Annotated in this window: 12 protein-coding genes and 1 tRNA gene; 3 read left to right on the top strand and 10 right to left on the bottom strand. The window is 35.4% G+C overall.

From position 1 onward, the window contains the following. Nucleotides 1-242 precede the first annotated feature (242 nt). Nucleotides 243-2,357, top strand: coding sequence for a glycoside hydrolase family 97 protein (locus tag Q0093_RS12670; protein WP_297931064.1), 2,115 nt, complete (start codon nt 243-245; stop codon nt 2,355-2,357). Nucleotides 2,358-2,428: 71 nt separating this feature from the next. Here Q0093_RS12670 and Q0093_RS12665 read toward each other — a convergent pair whose 3' ends face one another. Genes Q0093_RS12665 through Q0093_RS12645 form a run of 5 tightly spaced genes read right to left on the bottom strand, consistent with a single transcriptional unit; the run spans nt 2,429 to nt 5,730 of the window. Next, nucleotides 2,429-3,181: a DUF6048 family protein gene (locus Q0093_RS12665; protein WP_297931061.1), complete on the bottom strand. Its 753-nt coding sequence runs from the start codon at nt 3,179-3,181 to the stop codon at nt 2,429-2,431. Further along, nucleotides 3,162-3,665, bottom strand: a complete 504-nt coding sequence (locus Q0093_RS12660) for a DUF6452 family protein (protein WP_297931059.1) — start codon at nt 3,663-3,665, stop codon at nt 3,162-3,164. The genes Q0093_RS12665 and Q0093_RS12660 overlap by 20 nt, the downstream gene beginning before the upstream one ends. Beyond that, complete coding sequence (locus Q0093_RS12655; RefSeq protein WP_297931056.1) at nt 3,650-4,204, bottom strand: nitroreductase family protein; 555 nt, start codon at nt 4,202-4,204, stop codon at nt 3,650-3,652. The genes Q0093_RS12660 and Q0093_RS12655 overlap by 16 nt, the downstream gene beginning before the upstream one ends. 24 nt (nt 4,205-4,228) lie before the next feature. Then, nucleotides 4,229-5,179: a glycosyltransferase gene (locus tag Q0093_RS12650; RefSeq protein WP_294178372.1), complete on the bottom strand. Its 951-nt coding sequence runs from the start codon at nt 5,177-5,179 to the stop codon at nt 4,229-4,231. Nucleotides 5,180-5,187: 8 nt separating this feature from the next. Beyond that, complete coding sequence (locus Q0093_RS12645; protein WP_297931053.1) at nt 5,188-5,730, bottom strand: DUF4199 domain-containing protein; 543 nt, start codon at nt 5,728-5,730, stop codon at nt 5,188-5,190. Nucleotides 5,731-6,065: 335 nt separating this feature from the next. On the opposite strand from Q0093_RS12645, the gene Q0093_RS12640 reads away from it, so the two are divergent. After that, nucleotides 6,066-6,139: transfer RNA gene (locus Q0093_RS12640), tRNA-Thr, on the top strand. A 290-nt stretch (nt 6,140-6,429) separates the two neighbouring features. Further along, nucleotides 6,430-7,677: a T9SS type A sorting domain-containing protein gene (locus Q0093_RS12635; RefSeq protein ID WP_297931050.1), complete on the top strand. Its 1,248-nt coding sequence runs from the start codon at nt 6,430-6,432 to the stop codon at nt 7,675-7,677. Nucleotides 7,678-8,081: 404 nt separating this feature from the next. Here Q0093_RS12635 and Q0093_RS12630 read toward each other — a convergent pair whose 3' ends face one another. The 5 genes from Q0093_RS12630 to gldE all read right to left on the bottom strand — a co-directional run bounded on the left by Q0093_RS12630 (nt 8,082) and on the right by gldE (nt 16,723). Continuing rightward, nucleotides 8,082-10,610 carry a hypothetical protein gene (locus Q0093_RS12630; protein ID WP_297931048.1) on the bottom strand — a complete coding sequence of 843 codons (2,529 nt, stop codon included), beginning with the start codon at nt 10,608-10,610 and terminating at the stop codon, nt 8,082-8,084. 363 nt (nt 10,611-10,973) lie between these two features. Then, nucleotides 10,974-14,075, bottom strand: coding sequence for a T9SS type A sorting domain-containing protein (locus Q0093_RS12625; protein ID WP_297931045.1), 3,102 nt, complete (start codon nt 14,073-14,075; stop codon nt 10,974-10,976). Between the two features lie 186 nt (nt 14,076-14,261). Next, the gene (locus Q0093_RS12620) at nt 14,262-14,888 is read right to left on the bottom strand and encodes a 4'-phosphopantetheinyl transferase superfamily protein (RefSeq protein ID WP_297931042.1); all 627 of its coding nucleotides are present in this window, start codon (nt 14,886-14,888) and stop codon (nt 14,262-14,264) included. A gap of 1 nt (nt 14,889) precedes the next feature. Next, nucleotides 14,890-15,504, bottom strand: a complete 615-nt coding sequence (locus tag Q0093_RS12615) for a gliding motility protein GldD (protein WP_297931039.1) — start codon at nt 15,502-15,504, stop codon at nt 14,890-14,892. Continuing rightward, nucleotides 15,488-16,723, bottom strand: a complete 1,236-nt coding sequence (gene gldE / locus Q0093_RS12610) for a gliding motility-associated protein GldE (protein ID WP_297931036.1) — start codon at nt 16,721-16,723, stop codon at nt 15,488-15,490. Before gldE ends, Q0093_RS12615 begins: the two co-directional genes overlap by 17 nt. Nucleotides 16,724-16,927 lie beyond the last annotated feature (204 nt).

Raw genomic sequence — 16,927 nt, 5'->3', positions numbered from 1 at the left:
AAATTTTTTACAGCCTTTTTTTTAAATATTTCTACTAAATAGATGCAAATTGCTATAAATCATCAACTTAATAATATTTGCTTTTTCTAAAGAAAGGCATATAAAACTGAAATAGTTTCATATTAAGCTTGTTTTTCCTAAAGTTTTTCTTTTGTAAAAAATAAAAAACCGACAATAACAAATCCAAGGTCTCCGTTGTTCTATAAATATATTCCTTTTAAATAACGGCAAATAAATATATCATGTACAGAAATTTATTTTTATTTCTTTGTTTTATTATGGTACTCACAGGACATGCTCAAAGTATTGAATCGCCCAATCACCAATTAAATCTGACATTTCATGTCGATAACGGTGTCCCATGTTATTCTTTACTGTATAAAGGGAAAACTATTATTGGAAAAAGTAGACTCGGTTTTGAAATGAAAAATATACCATCCATGGTAGATGATTTCAGCATTTTAAAAAGTTCGACATCTGCTTTTGATGAAACATGGAAACCCGTGTGGGGAGAGGTAAAAGAAATACGAAATCAATATAATGAACTGGAAATTACTTTGGAGCAAGGTAATCCGAAAAGAACTGTTATTATACGATTCAGATTATACAATGACGGACTTGGGTTTAGGTATGAATTTCCAAATCAAAAGAATCTTTCTTATTTTACAATTGCCAAAGAACTTACCCAATTCAATTTAGGGAGAGATTATACTGTATTTTGGATAAGAGGAGACTACGATACAAACGAATATAATTATACGACATCATTATTGTCAGAAATTCCCCAACAGATAGATGGCGCTACTGAAGAAATTTCGGCACAAACTCCGACTAAGGAAATAACCGTACAAACTCCTCTGATGCTTAAAGGTAACGGGGTTTATATAAATATACATGAAGCCGCTTTAAAAGATTACCCTGCTATGTTATTGGAACTGGATAGTACCGGCGTAATATTATCTACACACTTGACTCCGGACCCATTAGGTGGAAAAGGCAGAATGCAAACTGCAACTCAAACTCCTTGGAGAACAATATTAATAAGCGATAATGCCGCAGATATTCTGGCTTCAAAAACTATTCTCAATTTAAACGAACCCAATAAAATTGAAGATACTTCATGGATAAAGCCAATGAAGTATGTAGGTGTTTGGTGGGAAATGTTCATCCCTAAAGGGGGATCTTGGGCTTATGCAGACACTTCTAATATAAAACTCGATGAAATAGACTATTCTCGAATAAAGCCGAACGGACGACATGCTGCGAACACCGAGAATGTAAAACGTTATATAGATTTTGCGGCTAAACACGGTTTCGACGGAGTATTGGTGGAAGGTTGGAATATCGGATGGGAAGATTGGTTCGGAACAATGAAAGAAAATGTTTTCGATTTCGTTACTCCCTACCCGGATTTCGATTTAAATGAGCTTAAAAAATATGCTGCACAAAAAGGTGTGAAATTGATTATGCATCATGAGACATCAGCCTCGATTCCAAACTATGAACGCCGAATGAATGAAGCTTATCAATTTATGAAAGACAATGGCTACGATGCTGTAAAATCGGGATATGTCGGAACAATCATTCCTTTAGGAGAACATCATTATGGACAAACCATGGTAAATCATTATCTGAGAGCTATTGAAAAAGGTGCTGACTATAAAATCATGATTAATGCCCATGAACCTGTACGCCCGACAGGAATGCACCGTACTTACCCAAACTATTTAGCTGCTGAATCGGCTCGAGGGACAGAATATGAAGCTTTAGGAAATATTAAACCCGATCATCAAACCATATTACCATTTACCAGACTCATCGGAGGTCCAATGGATTACACTCCGGGAATTTTCCAAACAGATCTTAGCTATTATGATCCAAATGTAAAAAATAGGGTCAATACAACATTATCAAAACAATTAGCTTTATATGTAACGATGTACAGTCCTTTACAAATGGCAGCAGATTTACCGGAAAACTATGAAAGGTTTGCTGATGCTTTCCAATTTATTAAGGATGTCCCTGTTGACTGGGATGATACTCGAATTTTGGAAGCCGAACCCGGGGATTATATCACCATCGCCAGAAAAAAGAAAGGGGAAAACGAATGGTTCGTCGGCAGTATTACAGATGAAAATAAAAGGATTTCAAACATCCGCTTAGATTTTCTTGATCCAGACAAGAATTATATCGCAACCGTATATGCTGATGGAGAAGACGCCGATTACGAAACTCATCCACAATCCTATACCATCAAAAATTACCGAGTAGATTCTAAATCAGAACTGACTATTCCTATTGCACGTAGCGGAGGTTATGCCATTCATATAAAAGAAAATACTTCTCAAACAAATTAAAAAGACTATACTTTCTATAAGAAAAGGCTATTTTGTTATTTGTCAAAATAGCCTTTTCTTATAAATTTTTATTATTCAGAGGTCACATCAATTTTATTCTCGACCTTCTTTTTCCCCAATGGAAACCTATAGTAAATTGAATAAGTTATTCCCAGAACCGATCCTTTATTTCCATAACCGGGAATAAACCATGGAGTAGAAAACTCATTATTTTTCGCTTTTATCAACCATTTATAGCGTACAGTCCACCCCATCATCAAGTCTTTATACAAACGAACACGAATACCACCTAATGCCTCAATCCATTGTGCTCTGGACTTTTGTCCGGTAATACTTTCATTATATGAAGTTCCCCAATAGGAAGATTCCAACGTTATATTCGTTATATCATATTTAAAAGAAGAAAAGCCATATCTTAACCCTATAAAAAAATTTCCAGGCCCATCGTTATTGTAATGGAAATTATAATTTATACCAATGCGGTTATAAAGTGCCGGTTTACCAACATAAGTAAAATTCATTTCCTCTGGTCTATTATCAGCTCGTCCTATTCCAATTTCCCATGTAGGGAAGAAACGATTATGCATATTCAACTCCAAGCTCGCCTCATAATTTCCATACTTCTGCCCGAACAAATTTGCTACAGGGTTATACAAATCAACACCAAGTATAAGCCCGTTTAATAACGGGAATTTATATTTAGATTCTTTTTTCTCTTCTTTTTTTTGAGGAGTCGAGTTTGTCGATTGTCGTTGCTGAGCGAATGTTGCAGAAACGATCAACAAAAAAATGACCGACAACAAATTATTCCGCTTCTTCAACATGATAGAAAAGTTTTACATTCTCAATATTCATGTTATCGATCTCTTTGGTCAATAATGTCGCCGATACAAGTTGATGGGTCGTATATCTAAAATCATCGATTATATAGTTAAACATTGCCCCGCATTCGGCCGATTCAAATCTCACATACGAATGATACACAAATGTCAACGTATCGAATTTGTATCTGGGATTCAAGTTTTCCTGATCATACCGCAAAACATATTTTGTTGTGTCTACACCATCTCTCAATGGAGCCATAAATTGATTTACCGAAGCCGTATCCAAAAGCAAAGAATCATTTATCTGGCCGATTCCCCATACTGTCAACGAATCTATCGCAACTCGTTGCGTCGTATCAGCATCGGAATAAAAAGCAATCAACGGGATACTGCTACGATTCTCCATACAGCCATCATCCCCGCATGATACAAATCCTATTCCCAATAAAAAAACTACTAAAATAATATCTAAAATTTTTCCCATTTTACAATTTCATTAAACGCTTTTCGTTTTTTCGGTGTAGAAACAAATACATCGGGATTTTCTGGATAACCGATCGGTATCAACACTAAAGGTTCGATATCTTCGGGAAGATTCAAAACTTCAGCACATAATTTCGTGTCAAAATTACACACCCAACATGTGCCTAGCTCCTGCTCTGTTGCAGCCAAACAAAGATGTTCGACTGCAATTGCAACATCCACATCACAAAAATCCTTCATATCGCTTTTCCGCTTCCACGATTGCCGATGATCTCCACATGCAACAATATAAACCGGAGCTTGAGTAAACCAATCTCGATCATAACACTGTTGTAATTCTTTCCGGTCTTTCTCATCCTGAATTACGATAAAAAGCCAAGGCTGAAAATTTACTGCCGAAGGAGCTAATCGAACAGCTTCTAATATATATTCAAGTTTCTCCGATTCTACAGCACGAGATATATAAGCCCGGACAGAGCATCGCAAACGTGCTAAAGTCAGCAAATCGAAACCTTCATTATCACCATCGGTCTTTTTCATAATTATATATTTTTAATCCGGAAATTATTTTATCTCTTTTTCAATATTATATCGATTACGTTCTACCGAGTTTCGAGAAATTAATTCTCCTAAAAAACCCGCCAAAAAAAGCAAAGTTCCCAAAACCATAGCCGTAAGTGAAAGATAAAAATAAGGAGAATCTGTTACCAAACGGTACGGCATATTATGATACATCGAGTATAGTTTATAAGCGCCAACCGCTATTACCGAGAAAAATCCCAACACAAACATCAGACTACCCAAAAACCCGAAAAAATGCATGGGCTTCACCGCAAATTTATTAAAAAACCAAAGGGTTAGCAAATCTAAATATCCATTTACAAAACGGCTCAAACCGAATTTCGTTACACCATACTTACGAGCCTGATGATGAACCACCTTTTCTCCAATTTTCGAAAAACCTGCACTTTTTGCTAAATACGGTATATAACGATGCATATCACCATACACTTCGATATTCTTAATTACTTCATTCCGATATGCTTTTAATCCGCAATTAAAATCGTGCAAATATATCCCGGTAACTTTTCTCGCCGTTGCATTGAACAACTTCGTAGGAATAGTTTTCGATAGAGGGTCATAACGTTTCTTTTTCCATCCTGATACAAGATCATAGCCATCTTCCATAACCATACGATACAATTCCGGAATCTCATCAGGACTATCCTGCAAATCGGCATCCATAGTAATTACGACATCTCCTTTCGCTCTTCCGAAACCGACATGTAAAGCCGGAGATTTTCCATAATTACGGCGAAACTTAACACCCTTGATATGCTCGTCTTTCGCACTCAACTCCTCAATCACTCCCCACGAATTATCGGTACTTCCATCATTTATAAATAATATCTCGTACGAAAAATTATTCGCACTCATCACCCGGGTAATCCATTCTGTCAGTTCAGGGAGAGACTCGGCTTCATTATATAATGGTATAACTAATGAAATATCCATATTCTTATTTATAAGGTTTTTATTTTCTTTTTCCGAGAAACTATCAAAGCTATAATTATAGATAACAAAGAACCGAAAAACACATTTGCCCAAATCGTCTGGAACACCATCTCTATCGGAGAAGGTGCACCTCCTTTTGCCAAACCGTCCCTCATCATTTGTAACATTTCCGAATTCTGTGCTTGTGTCATCTTTTCGATCAAATCAAGTACTGCAGACATTTGCATCTCTATATAAGTCGGATTTATATATCTATAATAAACATATTCGGCAACTCCGCTTAATAACGACGCAAAGAAAAATAAGAATATCCCGAACATCCACAATTGTGAGAAACGAGTATTTCCTCCGTCTTGTTTCTTATAATGCCGCATAATATAATAAAGAATAAACGGAATCGCGATCAATAAAACTTCCGATATAAAATTCGCGACAAAATTATTCAAACTAAATGTAGTCAATACAAATTTCACAATCAAATATATCCCGAAATAAACCCCGTATTCCATTGCGTAACGCGCGATCGACTTTTTAGGTGCTTCTCGTAACATTCGTAACCCTATTTTACTAATAAGACTTATTATCAACAACGGCAAAGTTATTATTTTTTACGTCATGAGCTCTGATATGAGACAATAAAATGTGCAAATTAGGATTAATCGGAGAAAGATAAGCAAAAAAATACATCGAACTAACTATTTAGTTTCTAAACGGATGAACTCTTTCTGTATATTTTTTTCAAACACAACTATTGCAGAACAGAAAAAAATATCTACTTTTGCAGCCGGGTAAGTCCTACACGGTCAGCTCCCGGTCAATCCCCCAGGGCTTGACCGCAGCAAGGGTAGCCGGTCGTAGCGACGCGATGTAGATCGCTTACCCATCTGCCGATATAGCTCAGTTGGCCAGAGCACGTGATTTGTAATCTCGGGGTCGTGGGTTCGAATCCCTCTATCGGCTCAAAAGACAACTCTAAAGTTGTCTTTTTTTATTTTGCACTCTATGAGCTTGTCTAATTTTCTCAATGATAAAATTCTCAAACCTGACCTGAACAAAATTTTAGATAACCTTCCATAATCTTCTTACAAATCCATCAATAAGAGAATCCTATAAAACCTTTTTAAAAACAGTATAAAAGGAAGATTTTCTTCCCTATTCCAATTTATCCACATAAAGTATCAAAAATTCCCATTCTAAGGCATTTGATACAAATATATTTGCATATCGATCATTAACTAAAATTTATATATATGAAAAAGACATTTACCACTTTTCTTGTATTCGTAGCTCTTTCATTAGGAATTAAAGCACAAACTACGACATGGTCTTTTGAAAATCTCTCCGATGGTACAATTACGGGAAATACAACCATAAACGGATTAGAGATTAATGCCAGTAAAGTTTGGACAGTAGAACCCAATGTCAAAACTTTCGGTACTGACCAATATTCTAAAAGATTAAAATCCGGTGGAGGAGACCGCTCTCTCACTTTCCCCGTAACCGGACCGGGTACAATCGAAATAGCAGCTCTATCGAGCAGTACCAGTGAACCGGAAAGATCATTCACCATAGAGGGATATACTCTGTCAACAAAAGCTGAAGGCGATGAAAGTACAGATTACATAACGATGAATTATACCGGTCCGGCAACGACTCTTACTCTCACAACTAATGCCGGAATAAACTTTTATGCCATTAGATATACTCCTAACGGAGAGAAACCTGTAATAAGCAATAAATTATGGGATTTGTCAACATTCTACACCGAAAAAGTTGAGTTTACAGAAACATGTATTAAAGATGGGCTGGTTATATACGTAGGTCCAACACCGGAAGGATCTTCAAAGACTTTAGCTATGACTTGGGCGTCAAGTAATAAAAGTTTCAATATCGATGGAACAAAAACTAAATTAGCAGGACAGCTAAAAGCCGGAGGCGATTCAAAAATCGATCCTGTTACAAATATTCCGGCAAACCGCATTATAAAATTTAAACCTACTTCGGACGGATCGATTTCCGTAGGTGCAATTACCGGAAGTACGGGACAAGACAGAAATGTTATTATCAGCAAATACAATGCAGGTACAATATCTGTATTAACAACCGAAAACACGAATATTGTAGAAGGGACTAACGGATTTGAGCCGTTCTCAACAGATTACACATATAATGCCGGTGATGAAATTTGGATATATGCAGATAATAATATCCAATATTGGTTTGTACGATTTACCGGAAGTGTAGATCCTGACTTTAATGGAGAATTATCAGGAATTTCAACCAATACGATAGAGTTTTATCCTGAAATTGTTATCAGTAACAGAGAAATTCGAGCTACAGAACCAGTCGATATGGAAATATATGCTATATCCGGATCTAAAGTTGCCGAGCAAAAAAACACGACTACTATAACTACTCAGAATATGGAACGTGGTGCATATATTGTAAAATGCACATCATCAAAGGGGAAAGTCGTTACAAAGAAATTTATAAAATAATTTTTTCAATTCGCTCAATTGCATCCGAACGCCTGCCTAAAACAGGCGTTTTTCTTTTATAAAATCAAGTATCACGCTTGTTCTTTTAGAGTCTATTTAAATTTCCCAACAACAAAATATTATCAGGTCATTTTTGTGTTTTCTTTCGTCAAATAATAACCGGCTATCTTCTTTATAAAAAGGAAAAATAGAAAAGGCTGGAGTCGGGAATTCCCGACTCCAGCCTTTCTATGATTTTCCAGTGTAAATATCGAAGTTAACACCCCAATTAATATAGGGCACTATTTTAATCTACTTATATGAAGTAAAAACAGCGCTTTATTCTTTGTGATTACCAGCAAATTCTTTATATGAACTCATCAGACAAGTAATCTCATAAAAGAAGTGAACACATTCTCGCTTTTTTATGTATGCTTTATCTTATCTTGATGTTCTGCAAATTCTAAAATTTGAGCTAAACTATATTTATATCTTTCTCCCAATAGGGAAAAGTATTCTTTACAGAAATTATCATACGTATTTTTTGCCAGACCTTTTTTCCCCGAATTATATAAAATATAACATTTCGTAGTCAAAGCATCTTCATTTAACGAGTCATATAAGAAAATAACATCCGTAAGCTGCAACTTGGTTACATCGTTAGAATCACTTTCTTGTAAAAGCCTATTCAAAAAATCGATAGCAAGACTTGTATAGTCGCTCTTAAATTTATCTACCCAATCTATCTGCGTATGTGGAAGCAAAGGTCCTAACATCAAATAATCAAGCAGTTCCGGCAGGAGTTGTTCCTTTAACTCCGGATGCTCCTTGACCTTTCTCATTTGGTCTAATACCCGGTAATAATCACAAGACACGTCTTCCCCTAAAGTCAATTTCCAAAACCGATTATCATTGTACAGTTGAATGTTACCTATCTCTGAAAGAAGCGTTTTAAGTCGTGTAATAGAGACATTACGATTATTACGTGCCGACTTTTCTTCTTTATCCGGCCACAAGATCGCTTCTATATTTTTACTATTTATACCCTTCCCTTCATTTTCACTATACAATAATATAAGAAGCAAAAGATTTTTCAATATAGGAGTAAAGTGTACGGTAATATCTCGTCCCTCCTTATCTATTATATTGAATCCTCCGAGCAAATTGATACATTGTCGGAAGTTATTTTTCGTCTTATTCGTATGAGGTTGTTCAAATGTTTCTGTTTCATGGAGCATATCTTGAAAACGATTTTTTCTCTTTTTTCTCCGATAGATATAAATTGCAATCAGAGACAACAAAACAATCCCGCTTCCTACATAACTTCCCCAACGTATCAATTGGACGGACTTATCCGGAATCTCTTGTACAATATCGGTCTGAGCTATCGGAGGATAATTTATCTCGAATATGGAAATATCAGAACTCCCTGTCTTAAAATTTTTACAGAACAACGCATATAGTTTCGAATCTTGTTCTGAATGAAACAATGTATAAAACGTATAGTCCGATTCTATTACCGCCTGATTTATGGAACTCGACGCTTCTTGCAAATCCGACTGATTCAAAGAAATTTTAAATAAAGTTCCTTTCTGCCAATTGGTCAATACATAAAAACAAGAATCTGCAGGATTATAAACCATATTCCCACAAGGCAAAAATTGGCGTTTTTCTTTAAATTGCCGAATGAGCTTTGTCTCTTTTGTTTTCAGATTTACAGAATATAAATCATAATATATATGCGGATTCAGTTCTTGTTTGCCGGTTTTACATCCGCGTCCACCGAAAATATAAAGATGATCATCGACAATTACCGATGCAGAAGAATATCTCGGAGGAATCACAATAAGTTTATCATTTTCCCATTCCGCTTTTTCAGGAGTTATTTTGAATAAATCATTTTTATATAAATAAAAACCATATCCTCCAAAAGCAAATATAGAATGCTCTTTCTCATAAAAAGATGCGGTATGATGCCAAAAACTATGTTCTTTAACCGGAGGTGTCTCTTTGTTCCAACTCTCACTCTCAAACGAAAATTCCGACACGGTACGTTCATCCAAATTATAAGAAACAAGTTTGTTTCTTACCGTGTCAAAAATCAGTTGATTCGTACTTCTTGATGCCGGATATCCTCCCTTTACAAATATAGTACTATCTTTTCCCGACTCCGGATTATAACATATAACCGTCTGATGGTCAGGAACTATATATATAAGATTTTTTTGAGGATCGAAAGCGTATTGTGGATTAGTAAGTTCCGGAAATTCTTTGGAATATAAAAAATCCCATCGCGTATGATTGTCAATAATCCATTCCGGATTTACGGCAATAGCCGGAATATCTTGGATTTCATCATAACAACAATCTACCGTATGCCGTTTAAGTTGCCAATGCCGCACCAATTTATCATTGGAATAGATTTTTATATCACGGATATTCATCGGAGGGATTTCGGCTGATGAGAAATTAGGATGCCTGCATACTCCGAAATAAAGGCTCACTTCTCTCCAATCTTTAAAAGAAAAAGGTATTGCTATATGTATTTTATCATAACTTAACAATACTGAATCTTTTTTGGCAGAAAATCGAATATTTACAGGAAACCACTTATCCAGCTCAATTCTATTAGTTATAGGGTATATATTATCATTTATAGAAAGTATAGGGTATTGATTATTTCTTTCATCAGCAATAAAATTAAGCGATATGACATCTTGCGTGTCACTTATTATTTTAAATACAGTCCCGAAAATAAACTCATTTCTCAAACTCATATCGAATGAAAGAACAAGTTCTTTATTTAGCCTAAAGGGTTTGTTATTATTAAGAACTAATGCCGTACGCTCCGCCCCCATATATTTATGGGATTTGAAATACAGTCCGTAATTAGGTTCATTTGCATTGAGAAAGACTGGTAAGAATATAAGAAATAACAATATTATTTTTCTCATGGTTAAAAATGTATTTAATACAAATTCTTTTATTCTGTTCATGAACGTTTATGAGAATAAAATAAAATCAATGTGATGATCATATTTCTACATTTCAGCAAATCACTTTAAATAAACGTTCGTTTATTTGGATTCATTTTTCTGGAAAATTTTAAATTTTTTTTCTTACCTTAAAATGCTGAAGATAAAAATATTTTTAGCATAATTGTTTTTTGGGTTAAAAAATTCTATATTTGTCCAAATAAACGAACGTTTTTCTGGAAAATTCTTTAAAAAAAGCTATTTCCTATTTTAGCATCAATCACATATTTCCTTATAGCATATCATTAATTTACAAGGTTCTACATAGATTATTCCCGAACCTTATCGAATCTGTATTTTTTGAGTTATACTTCCGTTTTTAGTCAAAATTTTGACTATATAAATCTTTTTATCCAAAGATGCAACGGGAATACTCGTCTTATTTCCATCTAAAATAACCGATTTTAAATTTTGTCCGTACATATTGAAAATCATTGCCGTACCCTTTTCATTATTCGGTAACTGCACAATCAAATTGCCTCCATTTTGATATATCAGCGGCATATTTTCTGTCACTTTATTTACTGCAGACAGACTTGGAACTTTATATATATTTTCTCCCTGAGGTATCTTATAATAAAAAGCTACACTGAAATTGTACAACGGATAAGGCTGATCATAAATGATCTTGAAATTCTCATCTCTCGGTTCATAATTGGGTCTCAAAGTCGTCTCATTCTCATCTCTCGGATATACATATTCTCCATCAATTTTTTTATCTAAATCAATGTAGTTAAAAAACGCTTCGTAATCATCACTATCTCGGAGGTTTCCATGTCCGTTAGTCTTTTGCGTAGCATAAGACACTTCGACATTTCCGGTCAGCGGAGAAGCACTTGTCAATATTACACAATCATTTTTTATTTCTATATTTTTAATAGTCTGTTCTATACCGTTATTATAAAGAACAAATCCGAAATTTTTTTGAGACTCGACTAATTTTGCATCAAAAACAAGAGGTAACTTGGTTACCACGAACCGAATCGAAATTTCATTAGCATTTTCTGGATTACGAGTAATTTCAATCGGTTGTAACGGTTTAAAGTTCTCTCCTAAAATACAGGTCTTATAATATACTTTCCCCAACATTTCTCCATACCAACGATAACCGTTACTATCGAGATGACCTCCCCGATCGGTCATCGGATATACCGGTCCTGCACATACAATATCTTCATTTTCATTAGAGGCATTTAATTGAGCCATACCGACCTCCAACGTAGTACCTCGAGTATATTGAGCTCCCGTCTGATATGTAATAAACAACGGAGCATCGTCTTGTCCATAATATTTCTTTACGGCATCTTGCATATTGTTCTTTAACTGCAATAAATATTTATAATATAGTTCCCCGTCAGTAGTACTGCTAGATCCGACAGTCATACCTTTATTTTCGTACGATGTATAGTTATATTCACCTTGCATAAAAAATATTACCGGACAAGAAATACTTTTATTATTTTCGAAGGCAAGTTTCGAACCTTGTAGCAGAGTATTACTGAACTGGCTGTAACAAGTAGAAAATTCATTTTCTTTAGAAAGTTCCTCTATACTTGTTCCGCTCGTACCGGCAGATGTCGCCAAAATATTTGTTCCCGGTTGAAGTTTCTTTTGAATATGATTTACTGCACCCAATAACGGACATTCTGCGATTGTTCCGGCATTCCGACTCCGAATATTGCTATTATTGGCAAAAGCAGCCGACACATTTCCTATCAACGGTTTTATTTCGTCAAAATTTTTATTGCCATAATTAATCCATACCTGATCTCCGATCATAAAATTTCCCGGAATATTTTCCGTCGATATGACAGGCCAAGACTGATGACCAGTCGAAAGACTCTGTCCATACATGATTATATGCTGGTAACTTCCGTCTATCTTTTCCGGATCTAATGTTGCAGCCATTTCTACAGAGCCAACAGCACAAATCCCTTTTTCAAAAGAACGGATATTCCCTATTTGATCGGTATTTATTCCAAGATCTTGTAAGAATGAAGCTCTTCCTGCTGTCAATGCATCACAATTCGGAAACAAAGGAATGGAGTTTTGACGATTTATATATTCTTCTGTCGAAGAAATAAGTCCGGACAATCGAGACAACTCATACCCTGAAACATTTCCATTTCCTGTTTCCAATTTAAGAGGAGCACCCGTTTGAACACCAAAGCCTAAATAAGTATTAGAGATAAAAAGATCTTCTCCCTCCACAGGAGTATAACGAAAGCCCATGTCCGAAGATTGACTTTGAGGATCAGTCATATTCGATTCAATGATCGAATTATATATCCGTTTTTTCAAAAGTTGAGTAGAAGTATTGTCATTTTCTTTCCAAAAACATAATCCACAACCGAATCCTCTATTTCCAGAAGCCGTATTTTCAGTTACAGTACAGTTTACAATACTTATGCTGCTACCTTTCTGAGCCGAAGGAATATATAAAGCAGCTCCACCCTGAGTCTTCACAAAATTCCTCCAGATTGTGCAATTTATTATTTGCATATCCATAATATTATTGGAAAGGGCATTTTTTATAGCGATAGCACCTCCGGCATCAGTTGCATTATTTTCCGCAAGAAGAGAATTTTCGATACGTATCGAACTCCTGACTGTCTCAGCCGTGTTGATATTATTCTCTATATTGATACCTCCACCCCTTTGTGCTACCGAACAATCTCTAACAGTAGAATTTCTCAATTCAAAAGACTCTATTCCGAGTATTTGAAGACCTCCACCGTTAGAATTCGCAATCGACTGAAGGTTACAATTTTTGATCGTACATTGATCTAACACTAATTTCCCTCGCATTTCAGAGAAAATAGCTCCTCCCTGTTGGGCTTGATTATCTGTAAATATACAATTATTAAATTCTACTTGATTTGGAGTATAAAGATATACTGTTCCCTTGCAAGATACAGAAATATTATCTTTGAAAAGACAATTCGTGAATACGCATCTCGAGTTCTGAAGAAAAACTGCAGAACCTTTTGTCTGATTTTGCGCACCGTCTGTAAATGACAAATTCTTATATTGTGTCTCTTTATCATTAGAATTAATATAAAAAATTCGTGTAATACCGTTACCCGTAAAACCTGAAGTCGAAGGAGAATCTCCAATAACAGAAAATGCCATTTGAGGTATAGCAACACCCTCCATTCCGGAAACGTCTTTAGACACGTCTATTATACCGGATACCCTAATATTATCGCCTTCTTCTATCAACGAAAGAGCTTTTGTCAATGTAGCTACCGCTCTGCTTTCAGATAACCCATTATTCGTATCTGCCCCGCTAACAGACAAATATATATCTTTAGCCATAAGAGACTGAACCGACAACAGACATAAGGCAATGGCAAAATATTTGCCAATAAAAAGATTTTTCATGATAATCATTTATTTTGTGTGTCGTACAAAATAAATATGCGGATAATAAAAAAACGTATTATTTTCTATTACATAGAATATTAAATTTATAATAAATCGAGTTTTTAGGCAATAATACCTCCCTTTTGTATTAAAATAGATAAAATACAAACAACTAAAAGACTGTTTATTCTTTACAAAAGAATTTTAAAAACAGATTGTCAAAACATATTGTGGATATACTTTATAAAAAACCGTGTAAAGGTCACATTTTTGCGTATGCGATTCGCTGACCGTAAATAATCCGCTAATTTCAGGGATAAAGTCTTTTATATGGATACTCTCTCTGAAATCTACCCCTGTCGCATCCATCAGTTTAAATACAGACTCTTTGGCAGACCACAGTAATAATGTGTGGATGAGTTCATTGTTCGAGTCGATCGACTGTATTTCGGAAACACTTAAAAATTTTTCCTTTAAAGAGAGAACCTTTGTTGCAATTCTTTCGACATCGATTCCTATCGGCCGGGAAGATATTGCAACTGCAATACAACATCGAGTATGAGAAACAGAAACATATTCAGATGAAGAAACAAGATAGGGCTTTCCATTATCATTATATTCTATTTCCGTCTCCTTCTTTTGCAGCAAGTTTATCAAAATTCGGGTAGTAAGCTTTTCTATTTTCCGTTTTTCCGTTTTACAAGAAGTTATTATCGACTCATATAAATGTGCATTTCCTAATATCGATAACAGTTCTTCCGAATTTTCCGCAGGCTTCCAAAGAGCAATCCGGATACCCGGAATCATTTCTTGTATAGAGATTAACGGCATATTATTTTTGAGGTTGTACGGTTTCTATCAAATGCATAATGTCTTGCGTTATATATTCTATCACCGGGGCAACTGAATCTCTTTTAACAGGAATATCGAAGTATAATGCCCCCCGGAAAAGATAGGAAATACTATCGGTAACCGTAAATTGCAACGGAGTCGCTGCATTTCCGGCTAACAAATACAATGTCGCATATAAATGCTGTTCGGGATTTTCATATAACTGAGCCTGAATTTTTTCTGCTTTGATCCCATGACGATATACCAGCTCTTTACTTTCAGCAAAAATACGAGTTCTATTTTTTTTATCTATGGGTATATAACTGCAATAAACCGTAGCTTTATAACGAGGATATACAATATTTATCCACTCAGGTACAACAGTATTATCTATAATTCCTTGTGCGCTTTGCGATATTTCAAAAGAAAGAGGGAAATCGGCCTTATCGACCAATTTATATGTCTCCAGATGAGGATCGATTCGCAAATATCCATCGGGTTTAGGAGAGTAATCCTGACGGCATCCCGCCATCGTAAGCAGTATCAATAGGATAAAAAGAAACATTCCGAACCCATAGTGATACAAATCCCAAGGTCTTCTATTTTTTTTCTTCACGGTTGATCCTGACTTTAATTTTAATTATACGGCGTTTATCAACTTCTAAGATAGTAAACTGGTATCTTCCGTAAAAAATTATCTCTTTCTCAGCAGGAAAATCTTCCTTTATCTCCAAAATCAAACCGGCAAGAGTCTCCGCATCTTCCGAAATTTCATCGAAGTCATTTTCATCTATACCGGTAATTTTATAAAAGTCATTCAACAAAGTTTTTCCTTCAAAAATATAAGTGTCTTCATCGATTTTGACATACTGTTGTTCTTCTTCATCATACTCATCACTGATTTCGCCGACAATCTCTTCCAAAATATCTTCCATCGTAACGATTCCCGAAGTCCCGCCAAACTCATCTACAACGATAGCCATGTGAATTTTCTGTTTTCTGAATTCTTCCAACAGATCATCTATCATCTTTGTTTCCGGAACAAAATATGCAGGCCTCAACAAACTCGACCAATCAAAATCTTTCTCTTTTATATACGGTAGTAAATCTTTAATATAGATAATCCCTTTAATATTATCCTGTGAACCTTCATATACCGGCAATCGAGAATATCCGGTTTCAACGATTATCTTTATTAATGATGGAAGACCGATACGTATATCTATATCTGTCATGTCAACACGAGAAGTCATTATCTCTTCCACAGTCTTTCCTCCGAACTTGATAATTCCCTCAAGCATTTCTTTCTCTTCATTCTCATCGACCTGAGTCATCTCCAATGCCTGAGAAAGCTCGTTCATAGACAAATTTGTAGTTCTTCGCGAAATATGTTTATTAATAATATGGGTAGATTTAATCAACACCCAAGATAACCAGCGAAATATTTTTTCAAGGCGGGTAAGTGTTCCTACTGCTCTGCGTGCCATAGTCAAAGAGTTATGCTTCGCATAAATCTTCGGCATAATTTCCCCGAACAATAACAACAGAAACGTTAAAATTACAACCTGAAACAAAAACGAAATAACCGGACTCTTGAATATGATCGTTTCCGAAATGTAAAAATTGCAAAGCATTACCACTGCGATATTAACTAAGTTATTAGCAATCAATATTGTCGCCAATAGATATTCGGAACGAGCTAACAGATTTTTTATTAAAATGTCCTGAGTCTTTTTTTCTTCTTCGATTTCGGCTCGGTCTTGCGGAGATAAAGAGAAAAACGCAATCTCCGAAGCAGATACAAAACCGGAAAAAACTAAACACAAAAACGCCATAAAGAGTGCAAATATAGCACCTGATGTAACGGGTAAAACCTCTATTGAGGTAAGAAATGTCGATAAATAACTGTCCGGGTCCAAGTAAATAAGTATTAGTTAAACATATCGGAGATATCCCTCTCGGGATCTCTCCGGCATACGCAGAAACACTTTCTTCTCTTCAGATCGGGAAGGAACTATTTCTGTGTGAGTATGTTGTAC

Origin of the sequence: uncultured Coprobacter sp., assembly GCF_947855755.1 — a bacterium.
GTDB lineage: Bacteria > Bacteroidota > Bacteroidia > Bacteroidales > Coprobacteraceae > Coprobacter.
The sequence above is the reverse complement of the archived record's forward strand: the minus strand, read 5'-3'. Positions and strand labels throughout refer to the sequence as shown.

Coding starts and splice junctions, on each gene's coding strand:
- Q0093_RS12625 (WP_297931045.1), bottom strand. CDS start 14,075: ATGAAAAATCTTTTTATTGGCAAATATTTTGCCATTGCCTTATGTCTG.
- Q0093_RS12645 (WP_297931053.1), bottom strand. CDS start 5,730: ATGTTACGAGAAGCACCTAAAAAGTCGATCGCGCGTTACGCAATGGAA.
- Q0093_RS12665 (WP_297931061.1), bottom strand. CDS start 3,181: ATGTTGAAGAAGCGGAATAATTTGTTGTCGGTCATTTTTTTGTTGATC.
- Q0093_RS12650 (WP_294178372.1), bottom strand. CDS start 5,179: ATGGATATTTCATTAGTTATACCATTATATAATGAAGCCGAGTCTCTC.
- Q0093_RS12635 (WP_297931050.1), top strand. CDS start 6,430: ATGAAAAAGACATTTACCACTTTTCTTGTATTCGTAGCTCTTTCATTA.
- Q0093_RS12660 (WP_297931059.1), bottom strand. CDS start 3,665: ATGGGAAAAATTTTAGATATTATTTTAGTAGTTTTTTTATTGGGAATA.
- gldE (WP_297931036.1), bottom strand. CDS start 16,723: ATGGCGTTTTTGTGTTTAGTTTTTTCCGGTTTTGTATCTGCTTCGGAG.
- Q0093_RS12630 (WP_297931048.1), bottom strand. CDS start 10,610: ATGAGAAAAATAATATTGTTATTTCTTATATTCTTACCAGTCTTTCTC.
- Q0093_RS12620 (WP_297931042.1), bottom strand. CDS start 14,888: ATGCCGTTAATCTCTATACAAGAAATGATTCCGGGTATCCGGATTGCT.
- Q0093_RS12655 (WP_297931056.1), bottom strand. CDS start 4,204: ATGAAAAAGACCGATGGTGATAATGAAGGTTTCGATTTGCTGACTTTA.
- Q0093_RS12670 (WP_297931064.1), top strand. CDS start 243: ATGTACAGAAATTTATTTTTATTTCTTTGTTTTATTATGGTACTCACA.